This window comes from Streptomyces sp. KL2, from assembly GCF_046529545.1.
In the GTDB taxonomy this organism is placed as follows: Bacteria; Actinomycetota; Actinomycetes; order Streptomycetales; family Streptomycetaceae; genus Streptomyces; species Streptomyces radiopugnans.
The window spans coordinates 66054-85312 of sequence record NZ_CP127170.1; the positions used below are offsets into that span (position 1 = coordinate 66054).

The 19259-nt window shown below is 73.5% G+C and carries 19 protein-coding genes and 1 pseudogene; 13 read left to right on the forward strand and 7 right to left on the reverse strand.

The window, feature by feature from the left end; translation table 11 throughout:
- Window positions 1–17: 17 nt before the first annotated feature.
- The 11 genes from QPK52_RS00290 to QPK52_RS00340 all read left to right on the forward strand — a co-directional run bounded on the left by QPK52_RS00290 (window position 18) and on the right by QPK52_RS00340 (window position 10223).
- Window positions 18–443: a phage tail protein gene (locus QPK52_RS00290; RefSeq protein ID WP_410534750.1), complete on the forward strand. Its 426-nt coding sequence runs from the start codon at window positions 18–20 to the stop codon at window positions 441–443.
- Between the two features lie 65 nt (window positions 444–508).
- Window positions 509–1231 (forward strand): LysM peptidoglycan-binding domain-containing protein, encoded by a 723-nt coding sequence (locus QPK52_RS00295; RefSeq protein WP_410534751.1) that lies wholly within the window; start codon window positions 509–511, stop codon window positions 1229–1231.
- Window positions 1228–3051: a VgrG-related protein gene (locus QPK52_RS00300; protein ID WP_410534752.1), complete on the forward strand. Its 1824-nt coding sequence runs from the start codon at window positions 1228–1230 to the stop codon at window positions 3049–3051. Before QPK52_RS00295 ends, QPK52_RS00300 begins: the two co-directional genes overlap by 4 nt.
- A 58-nt stretch (window positions 3052–3109) precedes the next feature.
- Window positions 3110–3427 (forward strand): PAAR domain-containing protein, encoded by a 318-nt coding sequence (locus QPK52_RS00305; RefSeq protein WP_410534753.1) that lies wholly within the window; start codon window positions 3110–3112, stop codon window positions 3425–3427.
- Window positions 3427–3849 carry a GPW/gp25 family protein gene (locus QPK52_RS00310; protein WP_410534754.1) on the forward strand — a complete coding sequence of 141 codons (423 nt, stop codon included), beginning with the start codon at window positions 3427–3429 and terminating at the stop codon, window positions 3847–3849. The genes QPK52_RS00305 and QPK52_RS00310 overlap by 1 nt, the downstream gene beginning before the upstream one ends.
- Window positions 3849–5825 carry a putative baseplate assembly protein gene (locus tag QPK52_RS00315; RefSeq protein ID WP_410534755.1) on the forward strand — a complete coding sequence of 659 codons (1977 nt, stop codon included), beginning with the start codon at window positions 3849–3851 and terminating at the stop codon, window positions 5823–5825. The genes QPK52_RS00310 and QPK52_RS00315 overlap by 1 nt, the downstream gene beginning before the upstream one ends.
- Complete coding sequence (locus QPK52_RS00320) at window positions 5822–6385, forward strand: phage tail protein (protein WP_410534756.1); 564 nt, start codon at window positions 5822–5824, stop codon at window positions 6383–6385. The genes QPK52_RS00315 and QPK52_RS00320 overlap by 4 nt, the downstream gene beginning before the upstream one ends.
- Before the next feature lie 433 nt (window positions 6386–6818).
- Complete coding sequence (locus QPK52_RS00325) at window positions 6819–7583, forward strand: NADase-type glycan-binding domain-containing protein (protein ID WP_410534757.1); 765 nt, start codon at window positions 6819–6821, stop codon at window positions 7581–7583.
- Window positions 7584–7737: 154 nt separating this feature from the next.
- On the forward strand, window positions 7738–8280 hold the full coding sequence (locus QPK52_RS00330) for a GNAT family N-acetyltransferase (RefSeq protein WP_410534758.1): 543 nt from the start codon (window positions 7738–7740) through the stop codon (window positions 8278–8280).
- A gap of 167 nt (window positions 8281–8447) precedes the next feature.
- A complete protein-coding gene (gene heR / locus QPK52_RS00335; protein ID WP_410534759.1) occupies window positions 8448–9230 on the forward strand; it encodes a heliorhodopsin HeR in 783 nt (260 codons plus the stop codon).
- Window positions 9231–9311: 81 nt separating this feature from the next.
- Window positions 9312–10223 (forward strand): NAD-dependent protein deacetylase, encoded by a 912-nt coding sequence (locus QPK52_RS00340; protein ID WP_410534760.1) that lies wholly within the window; start codon window positions 9312–9314, stop codon window positions 10221–10223.
- 204 nt (window positions 10224–10427) lie between these two features.
- Here QPK52_RS00340 and QPK52_RS00345 read toward each other — a convergent pair whose 3' ends face one another.
- Entirely contained in the window at window positions 10428–11168 is a 741-nt protein-coding gene (locus tag QPK52_RS00345) for a class I SAM-dependent DNA methyltransferase (protein WP_410534761.1), read from the reverse strand.
- A gap of 275 nt (window positions 11169–11443) precedes the next feature.
- Here QPK52_RS00345 and QPK52_RS00350 point away from each other — a divergent pair, with 275 nt between their 5' ends.
- Window positions 11444–11911, forward strand: coding sequence for a hypothetical protein (locus QPK52_RS00350; RefSeq protein WP_410534762.1), 468 nt, complete (start codon window positions 11444–11446; stop codon window positions 11909–11911).
- Window positions 11912–11976: 65 nt separating this feature from the next.
- On the opposite strand, the pseudogene QPK52_RS00355 reads toward QPK52_RS00350, so the two are convergent.
- Window positions 11977–12153 (reverse strand): annotated as a pseudogene (locus tag QPK52_RS00355) (cytidine deaminase); the annotation flags it as partial.
- A gap of 58 nt (window positions 12154–12211) precedes the next feature.
- On the opposite strand from QPK52_RS00355, the gene QPK52_RS00360 reads away from it, so the two are divergent.
- Window positions 12212–12940 (forward strand): 3-keto-5-aminohexanoate cleavage protein, encoded by a 729-nt coding sequence (locus tag QPK52_RS00360; protein ID WP_410534763.1) that lies wholly within the window; start codon window positions 12212–12214, stop codon window positions 12938–12940.
- A gap of 609 nt (window positions 12941–13549) precedes the next feature.
- Here QPK52_RS00360 and QPK52_RS00365 read toward each other — a convergent pair.
- From QPK52_RS00365 to QPK52_RS00385, 5 genes are all read right to left on the reverse strand, one after another.
- Window positions 13550–14794, reverse strand: a complete 1245-nt coding sequence (locus QPK52_RS00365; protein WP_410534764.1) for an ATP-grasp domain-containing protein — start codon at window positions 14792–14794, stop codon at window positions 13550–13552.
- Window positions 14795–14834: 40 nt separating this feature from the next.
- The gene (locus QPK52_RS00370) at window positions 14835–15797 is read right to left on the reverse strand and encodes a quinone oxidoreductase family protein (RefSeq protein ID WP_410534765.1); all 963 of its coding nucleotides are present in this window, start codon (window positions 15795–15797) and stop codon (window positions 14835–14837) included.
- Window positions 15798–15849: 52 nt separating this feature from the next.
- Complete coding sequence (locus QPK52_RS00375) at window positions 15850–17286, reverse strand: methylaspartate mutase (protein WP_410534766.1); 1437 nt, start codon at window positions 17284–17286, stop codon at window positions 15850–15852.
- The gene (locus QPK52_RS00380) at window positions 17283–17735 is read right to left on the reverse strand and encodes a cobalamin-dependent protein (protein WP_410534767.1); all 453 of its coding nucleotides are present in this window, start codon (window positions 17733–17735) and stop codon (window positions 17283–17285) included. Before QPK52_RS00380 ends, QPK52_RS00375 begins: the two co-directional genes overlap by 4 nt.
- Before the next feature lie 157 nt (window positions 17736–17892).
- On the reverse strand, window positions 17893–18918 hold the full coding sequence (locus QPK52_RS00385) for a fatty acid desaturase (RefSeq protein ID WP_410534768.1): 1026 nt from the start codon (window positions 18916–18918) through the stop codon (window positions 17893–17895).
- Between the last annotated feature and the right edge of the window lie 341 nt (window positions 18919–19259).

Here is a 19259-nt window from a genome sequence, read left to right on the forward strand (position 1 = left end):
GAACGGATGACGGACGGATGACGGACAACATCTTCGCGACGAGCGTGTTCTTCCGGCTCGCGATCGGCGGCAACGACCTGGGCGCCTTCCACACCTGCTCCGGCATGGGCGCCGAGGTCGAGATGGAGACCTACGCCGAGGGCGGCAACAACGGCTTCACCTGGCACCTGCCCGGCCGCGTGACCTGGTCGAACATCACACTCACCCGGCCGGTCACCTCCGACACGGCGAAGATCGGCCGCTGGCTCGACCAGACGCTGCGGCGAGTGGAGCCCAAGGACGGCGAGATCGTGGCGCTGAAGCCGGACCTGACCCGGATCATCGGCTGGCAGGTGTTCGGGATCGTCCCGGTGCGCTGGCAGGGGCCGTCCTTCGACCCCTCCAGCTCCCAGGCCGCGGTGGAGACCCTGGAGATCGCCCACGAGGGGCTGCGCCCCTCCTGACCCGGCCCCGTCCCTCCACCCGCCACCCACGTCTCCGTCTCCGTCTCCGGAAAGGAAGTCCCGGCATGTCCTCAGCGGTCCGCTCCAGCCGGGCCAGGGCCCAGCTGACCCTGAAGGAACCCCCCGCCTCGGTCGGCGCGAAGCCCGGCGGGACGATCGCGCGGCTGGACCTCCAGTTCAACCCCTCCACCCTGGAGCTGCGCAAGACCACCGAGTGGCGCCGCTCCCCGTCGCGGATGGCGGGGCAGTCGGCGCTGCCGGAGTTCGTCGGCAGCGGCCCGCGCACGCTGAGCCTGGAGGTGTTCCTGGACGCCACCGCCACCCACGACGACTCCGTGGAGCAGGCGGTGGAGAAGCTGATGAAGGCGTGCGTGCCGACCCCGGCCAGCCTGGGCCGCAGGAAGCCGGCCAGCCCGTGGGTGCGGTTCGAGTGGGGCACCGCGCGGACGACCTCGTTCGACGGGGTGCTCTCCAGCCTGTCGGTGACGTACACGCTGTTCGACGTGGACGGCAGGCCGCTGCGGGCCACCTGCGCGCTGTCGGTCGAGGAGGCGAGCGTCGATCCGCCGGGCCAGAACCCGACGTCCGGCGCGCGCACCGCACGCAGCACGCACACCGTGGTGGCGGGCGACAGCCTGGCCCTGCTGGCCTGGCGGGAGTACGGCGACGCGACGGCCTGGCGGGTCATCGCGGAGGCGAACGGAATCGACGACCCGATGGCGCTCGCGCCCGGCACCGAGCTGGTGGTGCCGGGGCTGCGGGACGCGGGCGGTGAGGAGGAGCGGTGACCACATCCGAGGCGCGGGGCGGCCGGTCGTTCGCGGCGGACCCCGTCGTGGAGACGCCGGCCGAGCTCCCGCCCGTCTGGGCCGCCCAGCTCGTGAGCTGCGTGGTGGACGAGAACGTGGGCCTGCCCGACGCGGCACAGCTCACCTTCCGCGACCCCGACCACGAGTTCCTCAAGGCGACCGGCATCACCATCGGCACCCCGCTGCGGGTGTCGGTGGTGACCGTGTCCGGGCAGGCGCGCGAGCGGCTGTTCGACGGCGAGGTGACGGCCCTGGAGGTGGACCGCGACCGCACGGGCTCGTTCACGGTGGTGCGCGCCTACTCCAGGGCGCACCGCCTCCAGCGGGGCCGGAAGGTGGTGGCCTACCGGAACATGACGGCCGCGGCGATCGTCCGCAAGGTGGCCGCCGGGGCCGGACTGGCCTGCGGAACCGTGCAGGCCGCGCCGGTCACCTACCGGCAGCTCTCCCAGGCGAACGTGTCCGACTGGGAGTTCCTGCAGTTCCTGGCGGCGGAGAGCGGCGCGCAGGTACGCGTCGACGACCAGGGGCTGCTCCAGTTCACCAGGCCGCGGAAGGCGTCCGGCGCGCCAGCGCCCTCGACCCCGGCCACGCGGAACCCGATGGTGCTGGAGTACGGCCGGAACCTGCTGGCGCTGCGGGCCTCGCTGTCGGCGGCGGACGGGGCGTCGTCGGTGGAGGTGCGCGGCTGGGACGTCACCACGAAACGGCCGCTGGTGGCCCGGCAGCCGTCGGTGGACAGCGAGACGGCGGTCCCGGGCCTGAGCCCGGCGTCCGCCACCCGGTTCGGCACGTCGGCGAAACTGGCCGTCACCGACACCCCGTACCGCACCCAGGCCGAGACGACCGCGGTCGCGGACGCCACGGCGGCCCGGGTCGGCGCGGGCTTCGCCGAGCTGGAGGCGGTGGCCGAGGGCAACCCCCGGCTGCGGGCGGGCAGACCCGTGGCGCTCGGCAACGTCGGGCAGGCGTTCTCGGGCCGCTACACGGCCACGGCGGTGCAGCACGTCCTGGAGCCGCACGGCGGGTACCGGACGACGGTGTGGGTCGGCGCCAGCCCGGACCGCTCCCTGACCGGCCTGGTGACCGGTGCCAACGCGCCCTCCCGCAGCCCGCGCATGCCGGGCCTGGCGATCGGCGTGGTGACGGACGTGCGCGAGCCGGACGGCGCCGAACGCGGCGGGGTGCGGCTGAAGTTCCCCTGGCTGGACGACACCTATGTCACCGACTGGGTGCGCACCGTGCAGTGGGGCGGCAGGGGCGGCGGAGGCGTGGTCAGCCCGGAGGTCAACGACGAGGTCCTGGTCGGCTTCGAGCAGGGCCTGCTGGACAGCCCGTACGTCATCGGCGGGCTCTACAACGGCGTGGACAAGCCCTCGCCCCACGACGTGCCGCTGGTCGACCCGACCAGCGGGAGGGTCAACCGCCGCTCCGTGGTGTCGCGTTCGGGACACCGGGTGGAACTGCTGGACGCACGCGCCCCGGGCCCGTCCGGGGTCCGGCTCACCACCGGTGACGAGCGCCTCGAGGTGTTCCTCGACGACCGGCGGGACCGGATCGAGCTGACGGTGTACGCCAGGGGCCGGCAGCCCCTCACCTCCGTCCTGCTCGACGGCCGGGGCATCACCCTGGACGCGGGACGGGGCGACGTGAGCGTGTCGGGCCGGAACGTGAACATCGACGGCCGGGTCGGGGTGCGGATCGGCGGCCGTTCGGTGAGCGTCACCGGCAGCTCGGACGTCACCGTCGACGGCGGTCTGCTCGGCGTCCTCAAGGCCAAGCTCATCCGGATCAACTGACCCCCGCCCGCCGCCCCCTGCCTCTGCCCGCTGTCCCCGACACCCCGAGGAGCACCGCATGCCAGCCGCAGCCCGTACCGGTGACCCGACCGACCACGGCGGCCGGATCACCGCCCCGCCGCCCGGCGCCGCCACGGCGGTGGCGCGCGTGCTGATCGGCGGCCGTCCCGCAGCCGTCACGGGCAGCCTGACCGTCTGCCCCCTCCCCCAGCACGCGGCCCTGGGTCCGGCCAACGTGATCACGCCCGGCCCGGCGGCGGCCGTCACGGGAACCGTCCTCATCGGCGGCCTGCCCGCCGCGCGGGCACGCGACCGGAGCGCGTGCGGCGCGACCGTCCTGACCGGCGCCGCGAACGTCCTGATCGGAGGCGCGTGATGAGCGAGCGGTTCATCGGCCGGGGCTGGGCGTTCCCGCTGCGGGTCGGGCCGACCGGCGGGATCGGCATGGTCGACAGGGAGCGGGAGATCGAGGAGGCGATCCGCCTGGTGCTCGGCACCGCGCCCGGCGAGCGCCCCATGCGCCCCGAGTTCGGCTGCGGCATCCACGAACACGTCTTCGCCCCCGGCGACGGCGCCACCGCCGGACGCGTCGCGCAGCAGGTGCGCGAGGCCCTGGAGCGCTGGGAGCCGCGCATCGCGGTGGACGAGGTGGTGGTCGCCTTCGACGCCGTGGAGGCCGGCACCCTCTACATCGACGTGCACTACACCGTGCGTTCCACCAACGACCGGCGCAACCTGGTCTTTCCCTTCTACACGATCCCCTCCGAGGAGGGGGCCGGGGAACGGGGCGCCGACTGATGGCCCTGCCCTCCCCCAACCTGGACGACCGGCGGTTCCAGCAACTGGTCGACGAGGCCAAGCGGTACGTGCAGCAGCGCGCCCCGGAGTGGACCGACCACAACGTCTCCGACCCGGGCGTCACCCTGATCGAGACGTTCGCCTACCTCGTGGACCAGTTGCTGTACCGGCTGAACCGGGTTCCGGACAAGAACTACACCGCGTTCCTGGACCTGCTGGGCATCCGCCTGTTCCCACCGGCCGCGGCCGTGGCCGAGGTCGACTTCCACCTGTCGGCGCCGCAGCCCGACACGGTGGTGCTGCCCGCGGGCACGGAGGTGACCGCCGCGCCCGCCGCGCCGGGCGAGACCGGCGAGACCGGGGACGCCGTGGTGTTCGCGACCACGGACGAACTGCGCGTCGTTCCCAGCGAGTTGACGCGCCTGGTGACCGCACCCCGCAACGGTGAGCAGACCGACCGCACCGGGGCGCTCGCCGAGGGCCGCGACGTGCTCTGCTTCCAGGCGGCGCCGGAGCCGGGCGACGCGCTGCTGTTCGGCCTGCCGGCGGCGGTGCCGCGCTGCATCGTCGCGGTGCGCCTGGACAGCCGTGTGGAGGGTGTCGGCGTGGACCCGCGCCAGCCCCCGCTGGTGTGGGAGGCGTGGGACGGCGGCGGCTGGCGGGTGTGCGAGACCGGTGCGGACACCACCGGTGGGCTGAACCGGCCCGGCGAGGTCATCGTGTACGTGCCGGCCGGGCACACGGCGTCGGTGATCGGCGGGACGCGGGCCGGCTGGCTGCGCTGCCGCGTCACCGAGGCGGAGCCGGGGCAGCCGTTCTACTCGCAGTCCCCGACGGTGCGCGAGGCGGCGGTGTTCACCGTGGGCGGCACCATGTCCGTCGAGCACGCCGAGACCGTGACCGACGTGCCGCTGGGCGTCTCCGAGGGGGTCGCCGGGCAGACGTTCCGGCTCGACCGCCCACCGGTCCTCCTCGACGGCGAGCCCCCCGTGGTGGAGGTGTCCTCGGCCGAGGGGTGGCAGCGCTGGGAGGTGGTGGAGCACTTCGGCCGCTCCGGGCCCGACGACCGGCACGTCCGCGTGGACGCCACCACCGGCGAGTTCGACTTCCCCCCGGTGCTGCGCGAGCCGGACGGCACGCTGCGGCGGTGCGGCGCCGTGCCCCCCAAGGGCGCCCGGGTGCGGGTGGCCCGCTACCGCACCGGCGGCGGCCCGGCGGGCAACGTCGCCCGCGGCGCGATCCGCGTGCTGCGCAGCTCCGTCCCGTACGTCGCGCGGGTCGTCAACCGGGAGGCGGCACGCGGCGGCGTCGCCGGCGAGACCGTCGCCAACGCCAGGCTGCGGGCGCCGGAGGTGCTGCGGACGCAGGAGCGCGCCGTGACCGCCGAGGACTACGAGGTCATCAGCCGCCTCGCGGCACCCTCGGTGCGCCGGGTCCGCTGCCTGCCCGCAGGCGGCGACGCGGGCGCGGTACGGGTCCTGGTGGTCCCGGACGCCGTCGCCGACGAGGACGGCCGGCTCCGCTTCGAGCAGCTCATCCCCTCCGACCAGGTGCTCCGGGCGATCACCGCGAGCCTGGACGAACGGCGTCTGATCGGCACCCGCCTCGTCGTGGAGCCGCCGGTCTACCAGGGCGTCACCGTGGTGGCCCGGCTCGCGGCGGCGCCGGACGACGCCGGCCGGGTGCGCGACGCGGCGCTCGCCGCGCTGTTCCGGTACCTCGACCCGCTGCGCGGCGGCCCCGACGGCACCGGGTGGCCGTTCGGGCGGCCGGTGCAGTACGGGGAGGTCTTCGGCGTGCTGCAACGCGCCTGCGGCGACGCGCTGGTGGAGGACATCCGGCTGTTCCCCGCCGACCCGGTCACCGGGCGGCGCGGCGCGCCGGCGGACCGCATCGACGTGGCCGCGGGCGCGCTGGTCTTCTCCCACCAGCACCAGGTGGCCGTCACGGCCGCCGGACCGGAGGCACGGGGATGAGCCGAGCCGCCGTGCCCGGGCTGCCGAGCAGGTATCCGATCGGCGGGCAGCTGCCCGCCCTGTACGCCGACGACGACCTCGCGCAGCGGTTCACCTCCGGTCTCGACACCGTCCTCGCACCGGTCTTCGCGACCCTCGACAACCTGCCCTCCTACTTCGACCCCCGGGTGGCCCCGGCCGACTTCCTGGTCTGGCTGGCGTCGTGGGTGGGCGCCGCCGACGACCCGCGGTGGCCCCTGGCGGCGCGCCGGGAGGCGGTCGCCCGCGCGGTGGAGCTGCACCGGTGGCGCGGCACCGGGCGCGGCCTGGTCGAGGGCCTGCGGCTGGCACTCGGCGTGCACGCCGAGGTGACCGGGGACGGCGGAGCGGCGTGGTCGCGCACCGCCGGTGCCGACCTCCCGCCGAAACCCTCCTCCGAGACCCTGGTCCGGGTGTGGCCGGGCCCCGGAACGCGGGTGGACCCGGACCGGGTCCGCGCGATCGTCCGGGCCATGTGCCCGGTGCACACCGCCTGCCGGGTGGAGGTCCTGCCCGGTCCGCCCGCCGACGAGGGGAGGTGACGTCATGCGCGCGTGTCCCGCGTGCGGGACGTCCAACGGCCCGGACGACGACTTCTGCGGCAACTGCGGCACGTACCTGGGCTGGTCGCACACCCCGCCGGACCCGGGCACACGCCCGGAGCCCCCGGCCCCGCCGGCCCCCGGTCCGGATCCGGACTCCGCCCCGGACCCCGCACCGCCCGCGGACGGACCCGCGTCCGCCGCGCCCCTCCCCACCTCGCCGTCGCGCACCCGGCCGGCGGGCCGCGGCCGCGACGAGGCGACGGGAACGGGCTCCGCGCGAGCCGCGGGCCCACGCTCCGACGACGCGGGCATCGGCGCCGGACCCGGCCGGGAGGAGGGCACGAGCCCTCCCCCGCAGGCCGGACCCGGCCCTGCCCGCACCGGGGAAATCCCCGCCCCCGGGGCGCCGGCGCCGGAGCCCGTGCAACCCGTGCGCCCCGCGAAACCGGTGGCCCCGCGCCCCGTCGTACGCCCCGCGGCGGTGCCGGACGAGGTGGCGGGGGCGCCCTGCCCCGCCTGCGGCACGCCCAACCCGCCGGAGCGCCGGTTCTGCCGCCGCTGCGCGGCCGTGCTGAACCCCGCCGCCGGGCCCGCCCCGCTGCCGTGGTGGCGGACCGTGTGGCCGCTCCGCCGCCGGGTGCGGGCGGGCTCGGGCCGGGCGGTGCGGTTCCTGGTGATCCTGGCCGCGGTGGTGGCCCTGTGCGCGGGCGGACTCCTGCTGCTGCCGGCCGGACGCACCGTGTTCGAGGACGCCCGGGACAAGATGAGCAGACCCAGGCCCGTGACCCCGGTGGGCATAGAGGCGAGCGCCGAGGTCCCCCGGCACCCGGCGGCGAACACCACGGACGGGCTGAGCAACCGCTACTGGGGCGCACCCGCACCGGGCGCCTGGGTGACCTACACGTTCCGTACGCCGTTCCGGCTGGTCGATCTGATCATCACCAACGGCGCGTCCACCTCCCCCCAGGAGTACGCCCGCCAGGCACGCGCGCTCCGCCTGGACCTGGAGGTGACGAGGCAGGACGGCACGAGGCACCGCCAGGAGCTCACCCTCGGCGACAAACCGGGCCCCCAGACGTTCCCCGTCGGGATCGGCGACGTGAAGACGGTACGTCTGGTCCTGCGCTCGGCCGTCGATCTCACCACGGACCGTCACCTGGCCCTGGCGGAGGTGGAGTTCTTCCGGAGAGGCTGATCCGGCGCCCCCGCGCCCCGGCGGGCCGGTCAGGGGTTCGGCCCCGGCGCCGTGCTCCGTGCCGGCTCGGCAGGCCCCCCGAAAACTCCGGTGAGCCGGTGGCCGTCCCTGGTTATGCTGCCTCGTCCTGAGCAGGCCAGGGAGGTCCTCCGCCATGAGCAGCACCACGTCGCCCTTTCCCGACCGGATCGAGCTCGCGGGAGAGGGGCTCGTCCTGCGGGACTGGACGGAAGCGGACCTGGCCGCGATGCCGGACCTGTTCGACCACCCCGACATCGCGTACTGGACGCCGATCGCCTCGCCCTTCGACGAGGCTGCCGCCCGCGCGCGGCTGGACCGGGCCCGGCGACTGCGGGCGGAGGGCACGGCCGTCCTGCTCGCCATCACCGTCGACGGCCGCGCGCCGCTGGGCGAGGTGATGCTGCGGCGCGCTCCCGAGGGTATGGAGATCGGCTACGCGGTCGGCCCGGCGCACCGGGGCCGGGGGCTGGCCGCGCGGGCGGTGCGGGTGATGGCCGCGTACGCCTCCGAGCGGCTGGGCGCGGAGCGCGTGATCCTGGAACTGGAGGCGGAGAACGCCGCCAGCGTCGCCGTGGCGGCCAAGGCGGGCTTCAGCCTGCTCGACGTACCGCTGATCGAGGGCGAGGAGAAGGGGCGGCCCTACGTCCTGCAGACCTGGGCCCTGGACCTGCCCTGACACGGAGACCCCCGGGAATCCACGGACGGGGTTCCCCGGCCGTCCCCGCGGGCCGAAGCCTGGGCCGATCCGGTGACTCCCGGCGGGGCGGCACCGCGACTGCCGTGGTCCCCGTCCGGCCGGGACGACCATGCAGACGTGCGGCGGCGTCGGACCCGGGAGGAACCGTGAGGAGACAGGACGGCACAGCGGTGGCCACGGGGGTCACCCCCGAACGCCTTGCCGGGCTCCGCGCGTGGAATCTCGGGCTCACACTGCTGCACCTGGTACAGGCCGCGGCGGTCGTCCTCCTCGCCGGAGACTTCTCGATCACCGTCACCTCCTCCGTCCCCGAGGGACCGCCGGGAACGGACGCGCCCGCTCCCGAAGCGCTGTTCGACGTGCCGATCGGCTGGGCGGTCTCCGTCTTCCTCGCCCTGGCGGCACTGGACCATCTGCTGACGGCGACGGTGTTCCGCGGCACCTACGAACGCGACCTCAGGCGCGGCGTCAACCGGTTCCGGTGGCTGGAGTACTCGCTGAGCGCGACCCTGATGGTGCTCCTCATCGGGTTCTACTCGGGCATCACCGCCGTCAACGCCGTCATCGTCGTCGTCGGCGCCAACGTCGGGATGATCCTCTTCGGCTGGGTCGAGGAGATGATGAACCCGCCGGGACGGACGGCGACCACGATGCTTCCGTTCTGGTTCGGAACGCTGGTCGGCGTGACGCCGTGGATCTCGATCGCGTACAACATCGTCGCGGCCGGGACCGTCCCCGGCTTCGTGTACGGGATCGTTCTCGTCCAGGCCGCCCTCTTCTTCAGCTTCGGTCTCAACCAGTGGCTCCAGTACCGCGAAGTCGGCCGGTGGTCCGACTACGCGTACGGCGAGAAGGCCTACCTGGTCCTCAGCCTCGTGGCGAAGTCGCTGCTGGCCTGGCAGATCTTCGCCGGCTCGCTGGCCGGCTGAGCCCGGAGCGCCGCGGCACGGCGGACCGCCCCGCCGACCGGTGGGAGCGACTGGACACGGCCCGTTCCGTACCCTGGCGGCATGCGCATGCGCCCCACCCTGAGCTGGACCCCCGCCGAGGACCTGCCGCCGGGCACCACGGATCCGGAGCCGGTCGCCGATGCGCTGGGCGCCGGTGGCGTGCTGGTGCTCAGCGGGGCGGGCATCTCCACCGAGTCGGGCATCCCCGACTACCGGGGCGTGGGCGGGAGCCTGAGCCGGCACACCCCGATGACCTACCAGGACTTCACCGCCTGCGCCCGGGCCCGGCGCCGGTACTGGGCGCGCAGCCACCTGGGCTGGCGTACCTTCGGCCGCGCCCGCCCCAACGCCGGGCACCGGGCCGTGGCCGCCTTCGGGCGGCACGGCCTGCTCTCGGGTGTGATCACCCAGAACGTCGACGGCCTGCACCAGGCCGCCGGCAGCGAGGGCGTCGTGGAACTCCACGGAAGCCTGTCCCGGGTCGTCTGCCTCTCCTGCGGCGCCTCCAGCCCGCGCCGCGAACTCGCCCGGCGGCTGGAGGAGGCCAACGCGGGCTTCGAGCCGGTGGCCGCGGGAATCAACCCGGACGGTGACGCCGATCTCACCGACGAACAGGTCGGGGACTTCCGCGTGGTGCCCTGCACGGTCTGCGGCGGCGTCCTCAAACCGGACGTGGTGTTCTTCGGCGAAGCCGTTCCGCCCCCGCGGGTCGAGCACTGCCGCAGGCTGGTCGGCGAGGCGTCCGCGCTGCTGGTCCTGGGGTCGTCACTGACGGTGATGTCCGGGCTCAGGTTCGTCCGCCAGGCGGCCCGGGAAGGGAAGCCGGTGCTGATCGTCAACCGGGATCCGACCCGGGGCGACGGGCACGCCCTCACCCGGGTCGCGCTTCCCCTGGGAGCAGCCCTCACCACCGTGGCCGGCCGGCTGGGCATCCCCGTGGACGGCCAGGCGGCGGCCCGGGCGAGACGATGACGAAGGCGGGGCGCCGCCGAGGCCCGAGGCCCACCGCACCGGCTCTCCGCGTCCATGTGGAGCCGCAGCGCCAAGCCCGCCTCCGCCTGCGGTCGCGGGGTCGTGATCGCGGGGCTGTGGCCGCAGGGCTGTGTTCACGGGGCCCGTTCCGCCCGCGTCCGCATCACCGCCCCGACCGGTGGCCGGACCGGGCAGTGGCCTGCCTCAGGCCGGCTTGCGCCACACGGAGATGTGCTTCGCGGAGTCCTGGGTGAACGGCGCCCCGTCCCAGTCCGCGACGCGCCGCTCCAGCTCCAGCCCTGCGATCCGTGCCATCAGGTCGAGCTCGGCAGGCCAGGCGTACCGGTGCCGGGAGGCGTCGCGGCGGTAGCGGCCGTCGTCGCCGTCGGGGGTGAAGTGGTGCGAGACGAGAATCTGCTCCACCAGGTCGAAGGTGTCGAAGCCGAGATGCCGCTCGGAGACGTCGAACGGCACCGCGACCTGGCCGGGCGGAAGGAACCGCAGCTGCGGCACGCCCAGCTCGATGACGAACCGGCCGCCGGGCCTCAGATGACGTGCGGCGTTGCGGAAGCACTCGACCTGCTCGTCCTGCGTGAGCAGGTTCGTGATGGTGTTGTAGACGAGGTAGACCAGCGTGAACTCGCCGGGGACGACGGTCGTGGCCATGTCCCCGATGACGACCGGCAGCGTGTCCTCGTCGATCTTGCGCCGCAGGACGGCCGCCATGTGCTCGGACAGTTCGATGCCCGCCACCGGCACGCCGCGTTCCCGGAGCGGAACGCCCACCCGCCCGGTTCCGATGGCGAACTCCAGTGCCCGGCCGTCGCCGGCGAGTTCGGCGAGGAAGGCGAGGGTCGGTCCGAGAACGGCGGCCGAGGACATCTCGGTCTCCCCGGCGTCGTAGCGCTCGGCGGTCTCGCGGGTCCACAGCTCACTGCTCGTCACGGGCGACCACTTTGCCGGGCGCGGAGGGGCGTTGTCGACGCATTTACCCTCCACCGGCCGCGCACCGGTTGTGCGGGCGGTCGGCCTGCCGAGTCCGGGGGAGGCAACGCCGGGCCGGGAAGGTTGCCCGGTTCCGGCAATGAGCTCCGGCGTGGGCAAGTGCGACGATGCCCCTGGCTGCGGACGCCGCACGGGTGTGCGGCGGAGTGGAGACGGACCGGACGGATACGGCGACACGGCGGGGCCGCGTCGTCCGTCGGACGGGCAGCCGCCGTGTGATCAAGGATTGGCTGGAGAAGATGCTGTTCTCGGTCCCCGAGTCCGGTTGGTGGCTGATCGCGCTCGCGGCGACGGCGTTCTTCATGATCGGCATGCGAGCTCTGATCCACGGCATGAGGCTCCCGGATGAACCGCGAAGCGCGTGGGAACGGCAGAGCAGGCGGAGGAGGCAGGCGTTCTACCTCGTGACCCCCGTGTTCGCCGCCGCTGTCCTGGCGGTCAACCTGCTCCGGCCCGGGCCGGCACCGGAGCTCCTGTTCCTGTACAGCGTCGCGTTCGTCTCCGTACCGGTCGCCCTCTTCCCGGTCCGCGCCCGGGTACTCAGGGACTACATCGCCCAGCAGCAGAACCCCGGCGCCACGGCCGGACCTGACCGGCTCACGATGGCCTGGATCACCGGCTTCCTGTGCACGGTGATCCTGGTGGCCGTGTTCGCGCTGCCGGCGACGCGGTACGACATGTGAGCCGGTACCGTACGGCGGCCTCCAGGTGCCACCGGCGGTAACGGGCCGTGCCGAGCGGCACGGCGCTACCCGGCGTCGAGCTGGTGGTCGGCCCACACGTGGCTCTCGGGCAGCAGATCGGTGACGGGAACGGCCCGGAGGCGGTCGCCGGCTCCGACGATGACCTTCAGGGCCGGGAAGTGGTCGAGAAGGGCTTGGCGGCAGCGGCCGCACGGAGGGACCACCCCCCGGTCGCGGTCGCCCGGGCCGGGCAAGGCAGGGACCGGATCGCCGCGCGCCGCTTCCGGCATAGTGGTCGGCATGCTGCAGGTGTGCCCGAACGGAGCGCGGACCCGCGACGAGTGCTCCTCCCTCCCCCTGTCCCCCGCGGAGCTGGCGGCCGAGGCCGCTCGCGCGGTGGCCGCCGGAGCGGAGGACGTCCACCTCCATCCCAAGGACGCCGAAGGCGCGGACACCCTGGAGCCGTCGGCGGTGGCACGGGCGGTCACGGCGGTGCGCCGAGCCGTACCGGCCCGGGTGCGGATCGGGGTCACCACCGGCGCGTGGGCCGCCCCGGATCCCGTCCGGCGCGCCGCACTCGTCCGCTCCTGGCCGGTGCTGCCCGACCACGCCTCGGTGAACTGGCACGAGGAAGGCGCCGAGGAGGTGGCCGGCGCGCTGCTGGAGCGCGGCATCGGGGTGGAGGCGGGCATCTGGTCGGGGACGGACGGGGCCCGCCGCTTTCGCGCCTCGCCGCTGGCGGGCCGGGTGCTGCGGGTGCTCGCCGAGGTCACCGACACCGATCCGGCGACGGCGTCCGGCACCGCCTCGGCCCTGCTGGCGGAGCTGCCCGGGGACCTGTCCGCGCCGGTCCTGCTCCACGGGGAGGACGGCGGCGCCTGGCCCGTGCTGCGGCTGGCGGCCCGGCTGGGCCTGGACACCCGGATCGGCCTGGAGGACGTCCTGAGCCTGCCGGACGGCTCGCCGGCCGCGGACAACGCCGCCGTGGTACGGGCGGCGCGGGCCCTGCTGGAGGCGGAGCGGCGCTGACCCCGGAAGCTGCCGGACGACGGGGGCAGGCTCGCCGTGGTGCGGGGACGCGGCGGGATCACCGCCGCACCGGGCCGCTTCACCGACCGTGGCACGGCGGGAGGGCCGGGATCTGCCCCGTACCGCCAGGTTGCCGATGCCCTGTCAGGGAGCATTCCCCCGGCTGGGGACCGGGCCGGCGTTCCGGCCTCTTCGCGTCCGGCGGCCCGGTGCCAGCCGTCCCGGAGGCCGATACCGAAGCCGGCCTCGAGGAGTTCGGCATCGCCGCCCGGCTCGTCGACGCGAGCGGACTGACCGCCGTCGCGATGCCGTTCGGCGGCCTGGAGGCGATCGGCCCCGGCCCGGCCGCCCGCCGCACGGCCCCGGAGAACACGCGATGGCCTGCGGCGACCCCGGCCGGGGCAGCCGCCCTTCCCGGGCCTGGACGGCAGGCGGTGGGGACCCCCTCCGGCCCGGGGTCATACGCCATGCGAAGCGACCGGCGGCGGGTCGGACCGCCGCCGGTCGCGACCGGGCCCCCGGGCCTGTGTTCCAGTCCTCGCCGTCCGGCACGGATCACACGGCGGCCCCCGGTCTCCCGGCCGTGTGTCCGCGCCGGGCCGTCGCCGGTCAGCCCTGAACCGGCTCGGTCACGAACCGGACCTGCGCTTCCAGTTTCCGCGCCAGGGCCTGCGCCTCCTCGGGGGTGTCCGCGCCGACCGCGATGTGGCCGACGCGGTTCTCCACCGAGCGGTGCGGTTCGATGACCGCGCCGGGGGCGACGGCGAGTTCCGCGTGGATGACGGCCGGGTGGGACACCGCCTCTTCCCAGCCCTCGACGGCGGCCAGGCGGCCGGGCGGCGGGGTCAGGAAACGGATCGCGGAGCCCCGGACGGGCTTCAGGGCGGCCTTGTCCACCGGGTTGCCCAGGACATCGTCGTAGACCAGGCCGAACCACTCCAGGCCGGGGATCACGTGCGCCAGCATGCGGTGGATCCAGCCGCCGGCATTGCGGACGTGGACCTCGCCGAGGACCACGCCCCGCTCGGTCCACCACAGTTCGACGTGGAACTGCCCGTACCGCAGCTCCAGCGCGGCCAGCGCGGCGGTGACCTGACGCTCGATCTCGCGGGCGGTGCCCTCCGGCAGGATCGCCGGGATCACGTACTCGACCTCGAAGAAGTTGGGCGGCGGCAGCAGTTCCTTGGAGGTCAGCGCCAGCACGTGCGGCTTGCCGTCCAGGAAGACGCCCTCGGCGCTGTACTCGGGTCCCTCGACGAACTCCTCGACTATGAAGGACCCTTCGCCGGGCAGGAACCCCAGGGCGGCGGACAGCTCCCCGGGCCCGTCGATGCGCGTGACGCCCTCGCTGCCCATGGCGTCGCGCGGCTTCACCACCCAGGGTCCGGTCGTCTCGGCCAGGAAGGTTCGCGCCGCCTCCTCGTCGGCGCACACCGTGAAGCGCGGCTGCGGGAAACCGGCGGCGGCCAGGTGGGCCCGCGCCTCGTCCTTGGTACGCACCCGGCGCACGGCCCGCGGCGTGTTGCCGGGCGCACCGAGCGCTTCGGCGACCTCGGCCACCGCCTCCTGGGCCATCTCCCGCACACCGAAGACGATGTCGTAGCGCTCCCCGGCGGCGGCCCGCTCGCGGGCCCAGGCGGCGCTCTCGCCGGGCGCCGAGAAGTCGACCGCCGACACGGCGTCGGCCTGGGCGGTGATGGTGGGCGTGGCGGTGAGGGTCGCCTCCTGGTTGGTGACGTGGATCCGCAGACCGCGCCTGCGCGCCTGCTCAAGCGCCGTCGTCACGACGTCGACGGCGAGAGTGGCGTTCCCGGCGCCGCCGACGAAGAGCAGCTGACGGTCAGCCTCGGCCATCTGAAACTCCTGGGGTGGTGAAGGTGCGGACGGGTGCGGGTCAGAACGTGAGCAGGAGCTTGCCGGTGGTGGCGCGGCTCTCCAGCAACCGGTGCGCCTCGGCGGCCTCCTCCAGCGGCAGCACGGTGTGCACGAGCGGCTTGGCCACACCCTGGGCGAGATGGCGGAAAACGGCCGCGCCGGCGGCGCGCAGGGTCTCGGCGTCGTACACGTGGTCCTTCATCGTGGGCCGGGTCAGGTACAACGAGCCACCGCCGCGCAGCAGTTCCACATCCAGTGGCGGTACGGGACCGCTGGAGAGCCCGCACAGCGCGAGCGTACCGCGCCGACCGAGGCTGCGCAGGCTGGTGAGGTAGGTGGCGGCGCCGACCGAGTCGTACACGACGTGCGCCCCGCGGCCGCCGGTCAGTTCACGCACGGCCTCGTCGAACCCTTCGTAGGCGAGGGTGTGGTGGGCGCCCGCCTCGCGGGCCACCGCCTGCTTGTCGGGGCTGGAGGCCACACCGATCACGGTGGCACCGCGCGCGGCTGCGAACTGAACCAGAAGGCGGCCGAGGCCGCCCGCGGCGGCGAGGACGACCACGGTCTCGTCCTCGGCGACGGGGTGCGTCTGGTGGGTGAGGTAGTGGGCGGCGATCCCCTGCAGGGTCACGGCCGCTGCATCCGCCAGGTCCACGTCGTCGGGTACCGGGATCAGCTTTTCCTCGGGGACCGCGGTGTACTGGGCGTAGGCACCGAGCTGGGTGGCGTACGCGACCCGGGCGCCCGGCGCGAACGCGGTCACCCCCTCGCCCACCGCCGCGACGGTGCCGGCGCCCTCCTGGCCCGGGGTGAAGGGGGGCTCGGCCGGATAGGTGCCGTTGCGGTAGTAGACGTCGATGAAGTTGACTCCGGCCGCGGTGTTGCGCACCAGGACCTGGCCGGGGCCGGGGACCGGCTGCTCGACTTCCTCCGCACGGAGTTCGGACGCCTCGCCGGGCCGGGTGACGCGGATGGACTGCATGCTTTCTCTTCCCCACTCTGGGTCGTGTGCGGTCGTGCTGCGGGACTGCCGGTCAGGAGGGCGCCACGGGGCCGCCTTCCCCGCCTCCGTCCCGGCTGGCGTCGCCGGTGGCGGCGCCGGCCGGGACGCCCGGCTGCTCCCCGAAGACCTCCAGGAAGTAGTTGATGTCCTTCGTCAACCCCTTCACCATGTCTCCGATCCGGACCTGGCCGCCCGCGGCCAGGCTCTGTTCGTTGCGCCGTCGCGTGGCATCGGAGAACGGCAGCATCCCCGTGGCCAGGTAGCGTATGGCACCGTCGCCGGTCCGGCGCGGGATGATCCGCGACAGCGCGTGGCGGCTGGCGCTGAACGGAATGTCGAGCCTGCCCTCGGCGAAGGCTGCCGGGATCTCCTTGTGCAGGTCGGACACCGACAGGATGGGCTCCACGATCTCGGCGACCTCGGTGAGGACCCAGTCGAGTTCGTCTGCGATGCGGTCCTCGTCGAGCGCGATGAAGTCCAGCAGTGGCGAGTTGGCGCGGGAGGCGAGCAGCAGGCCGTCGATGTTGGCGCGGGCGTCGGGGATGCCGTGCGCCTCCTGGTACGTCTTGCTGATCAGCTTGCTGGCGCCGCCGAGCCGGGCGACGAGGGCACCGTAGAGGATGAGGTCCTCGGCGTTGGCGCGCTCGCGGGGGAAGACACCCATGAACTCGTGCAGCACGGCGTGGACTTCGACGTCCGGCGGCAGATAGCGGGCGGCGAGGAGGGGGATGGCGCGCAGGGCCGCGACGTCCTGCTCGAAGTGGCCGCCCTGCGGATACGCGACCGAGATGCAGCGCACGCCCTCGCGGGCCGCCGCCACCGCCTCCAGCACACTGACGGCCAGCGAGATGGACGGCGGTACGAGGACTGCGGTGAGTGTGCCGAACAGCTCTCGGTCCACGACGAGTCCGAGTCCGGCCAGTTCACCGCAGAGCGCGTCCACGTCCCGCCAGGCCGCGAGCGAGTCGGCCAGCGGGACCGCCTTGGAGTAGGGCAGGTTGTAGGAGATCCCGCCGCCCTCGAAGGAGGTGATGCCGGACGCGACGGACGTCTCGAACAGCAGCCGTGCGTCCGGGGAGCCGTGGCGCACCTCCAGCGGGACCGCCACCGCCTCGTTCAGCCGGCGGCCCTTCAGCCAGCCATGGGTGACGAGCGGGTAGCCGTTGAGGTCGGCCGGGTTGCGCTCCAGGACGGCTCGTGCGCTGTCGAACTGCTTGAGCCGGGTGTACGAGTCGATGGTCAGTGTGAGGATGTCGGGTCGCGCGTGCCTCTCCAGGTCCTGCAGGAGCGTCAGCATCTGGACGTGCGACCCGACTCCGCACCGGGGCTGCAGCGCCACACGCCCTGCCGCCCGTGCGGCGTGCAGCACCTCGGCCACGGTCGGTTTGCCCAGCTTCCGCACATAGGCGACGGACTCGGCGAGCGGCGGCAACCCGGGGGCTTCGCGCGAGGGAACGGCGCCGCTCATGACGTGGCTGTCTGCGCGGTGGTGTACGCACCCGAGGACGCGGCGACCGGCGCGGCCTCGGCCCGCAGCCCGTCCAGGGTCTCCAGGAGGGCGTCCGGGTCCGTCAGGACGACGTCCACGCCGAGGGCATGGAGGCGCTCGCGGTCGGAGGTGTGCTTGTAGCTGCCCACCGAGAGGTTGCCGCCGATGATCACGGGGCAGCCGAGCCGGCCGGCGGCGCGGGCGGCGGGGAGGTCCTGGAGGTCCTCGTGAGCGTGGCCGTTGAGGCTGCCGATGATCACCGCCTCGGCATCGGGGTGCTCGGCGTAGGCGTCGGCGAACTCGGCGACGGAGGTGCAGACACCGAGGTTCACGACGTGAAACCCCTTGGCGCGCAGGACATGGGCGATGAGGTGGTTGGCGACCACATGGCTGTCACTTGCGGCCACTCCGAGAATTACGGTGCGCATTCCTGCGCCCTTCGCGGTCGCAGCTTCTTCCGTCCCTTTCCCCACGCCTCCGTCGGCCGACCGGGACACGTACCTCGCTGTTTCGTCGTGCCGCATGAAATCCCCCTGGGTTATTCGAAAGGATGTCGCCCGTACACGGAACGAGCAGGAACAGAATTCAGTCGTCGAATGCGGCGAACAGCTCCCGTTTGCTGACCTCACGCAGCCGCGTGACGTTGAATTCCTTGGGATCGGCCACGGACAAGGAGTCGAAAACCAGGTTGATGGCGGGCACGAGGCCCCAGGCCTGTTTGTACGGCGGCCAGCCGGGGCTGCCGTTCTCCAGATCGGCCTGGCGCTCGAAAATGTAGTTGGACCACTTGGGCGTGGACGGATAACGGTGGTGGAAGTCGTGCACGACGGTGTCCCCGGTGAGTACCAGATAGCGCGCGGGGGCGTGCACCAGCAGCATCCGCAGACTCCAGCGCACCCAGGCCGCGGCACGCCGCACCGGCGGCAGCGCGGCTGCCGGGGCGGCCTCGCCGATGAAGATGGCGTTGGTCAGCCCGCCGAAGTACTCCTTGCCGCGCCGCACCGTCAGGTCCGGGGCGGGGAAGGTGTGCTTGACGCACAGCCGCAGTGTGTTGCTCACCTGGAACAGCGGCACGAGCGGCACGAACCAGACGATCAGCAGTTGCGCCCAGGTACCGGTGGCGGCGGTGACGGCCGCGGCCCCGGCGTAGAGGACGACGCAGACCGCCTTCTCGCTGCGGGCGGAACCGCTCCAGAACGAACGGGCGCGCGCGATGGCGAAGTTGAGGTGGAACCAGGGCGAGAGGGTCTTGCCCAGGACCCGTCGCCACATCTGCCGGCGGGTCATGCCCGGGTGCAGGTCGAGGCTGATCAGGAACGCCTGCACGGTGGGGTCGCGCAGCGTCATGTGATGGGCGGCGTGGTGGTCGCTGACGTGCTCGCGGCTGTAGCGCTCGAAGTTCTGGATGACCAGCAGACCGGAGGTCGCCCGGCCGATCGCCGTGTCCAGGCGCCGCGTACGGTACATGTTCCGGTGCGAGCACTGGTGGTAGATCATCATGCGGAGGTTCCGCATGCCGTGCAGGGTGATCGCCCAGCCCGCCGGGACCAGCAGCAGCCAGGCCCCGCCGAAGGCGATTCCGGTGCAGCCGGCGGCGACACCGAGAGCCATGGAGAGGATCGCCGAGAAGAGGTGGAATCCCGGAGTCCACCAGGACAGGGGTTTCTGTCCCGGTAATGCCTTTCCGGTGAATATGGTGAGCGGGTACTGAGCGAACCGGGGCAACGCGCGCATGGTTTCGCGGGGATCCAGATGGTCCGCAATGCCTTCGGTTCGGTAGCCACTGTCAATGGCTGCCATCGCACTCCTCAAGGTCAGGGATCTGGCGGCGCTCGGCGAGCGTCCGATCGGACGCTCGCCTTTTCTACGCGCACGTAAGGGATGTGACTGGGTGCGTGATCAATCCTGGCAGATCTTCGTCCGCAGGGTCAACCGTTTCTTCAGAGGGAAGA

Coding starts and splice junctions, on each gene's coding strand:
- QPK52_RS00290 (WP_410534750.1), top strand. CDS start 18: ATGACGGACAACATCTTCGCGACGAGCGTGTTCTTCCGGCTCGCGATC.
- QPK52_RS00380 (WP_410534767.1), bottom strand. CDS start 17,735: ATGCGCACCGTAATTCTCGGAGTGGCCGCAAGTGACAGCCATGTGGTC.
- QPK52_RS00360 (WP_410534763.1), top strand. CDS start 12,212: ATGCTGCAGGTGTGCCCGAACGGAGCGCGGACCCGCGACGAGTGCTCC.
- QPK52_RS00320 (WP_410534756.1), top strand. CDS start 5,822: ATGAGCCGAGCCGCCGTGCCCGGGCTGCCGAGCAGGTATCCGATCGGC.
- QPK52_RS00330 (WP_410534758.1), top strand. CDS start 7,738: ATGAGCAGCACCACGTCGCCCTTTCCCGACCGGATCGAGCTCGCGGGA.
- QPK52_RS00385 (WP_410534768.1), bottom strand. CDS start 18,918: ATGGCTCTCGGTGTCGCCGCCGGCTGCACCGGAATCGCCTTCGGCGGG.
- QPK52_RS00295 (WP_410534751.1), top strand. CDS start 509: ATGTCCTCAGCGGTCCGCTCCAGCCGGGCCAGGGCCCAGCTGACCCTG.
- QPK52_RS00375 (WP_410534766.1), bottom strand. CDS start 17,286: ATGAGCGGCGCCGTTCCCTCGCGCGAAGCCCCCGGGTTGCCGCCGCTC.
- QPK52_RS00315 (WP_410534755.1), top strand. CDS start 3,849: ATGGCCCTGCCCTCCCCCAACCTGGACGACCGGCGGTTCCAGCAACTG.
- QPK52_RS00310 (WP_410534754.1), top strand. CDS start 3,427: ATGAGCGAGCGGTTCATCGGCCGGGGCTGGGCGTTCCCGCTGCGGGTC.
- QPK52_RS00340 (WP_410534760.1), top strand. CDS start 9,312: ATGCGCATGCGCCCCACCCTGAGCTGGACCCCCGCCGAGGACCTGCCG.
- QPK52_RS00365 (WP_410534764.1), bottom strand. CDS start 14,794: ATGGCCGAGGCTGACCGTCAGCTGCTCTTCGTCGGCGGCGCCGGGAAC.
- QPK52_RS00305 (WP_410534753.1), top strand. CDS start 3,110: ATGCCAGCCGCAGCCCGTACCGGTGACCCGACCGACCACGGCGGCCGG.
- QPK52_RS00370 (WP_410534765.1), bottom strand. CDS start 15,797: ATGCAGTCCATCCGCGTCACCCGGCCCGGCGAGGCGTCCGAACTCCGT.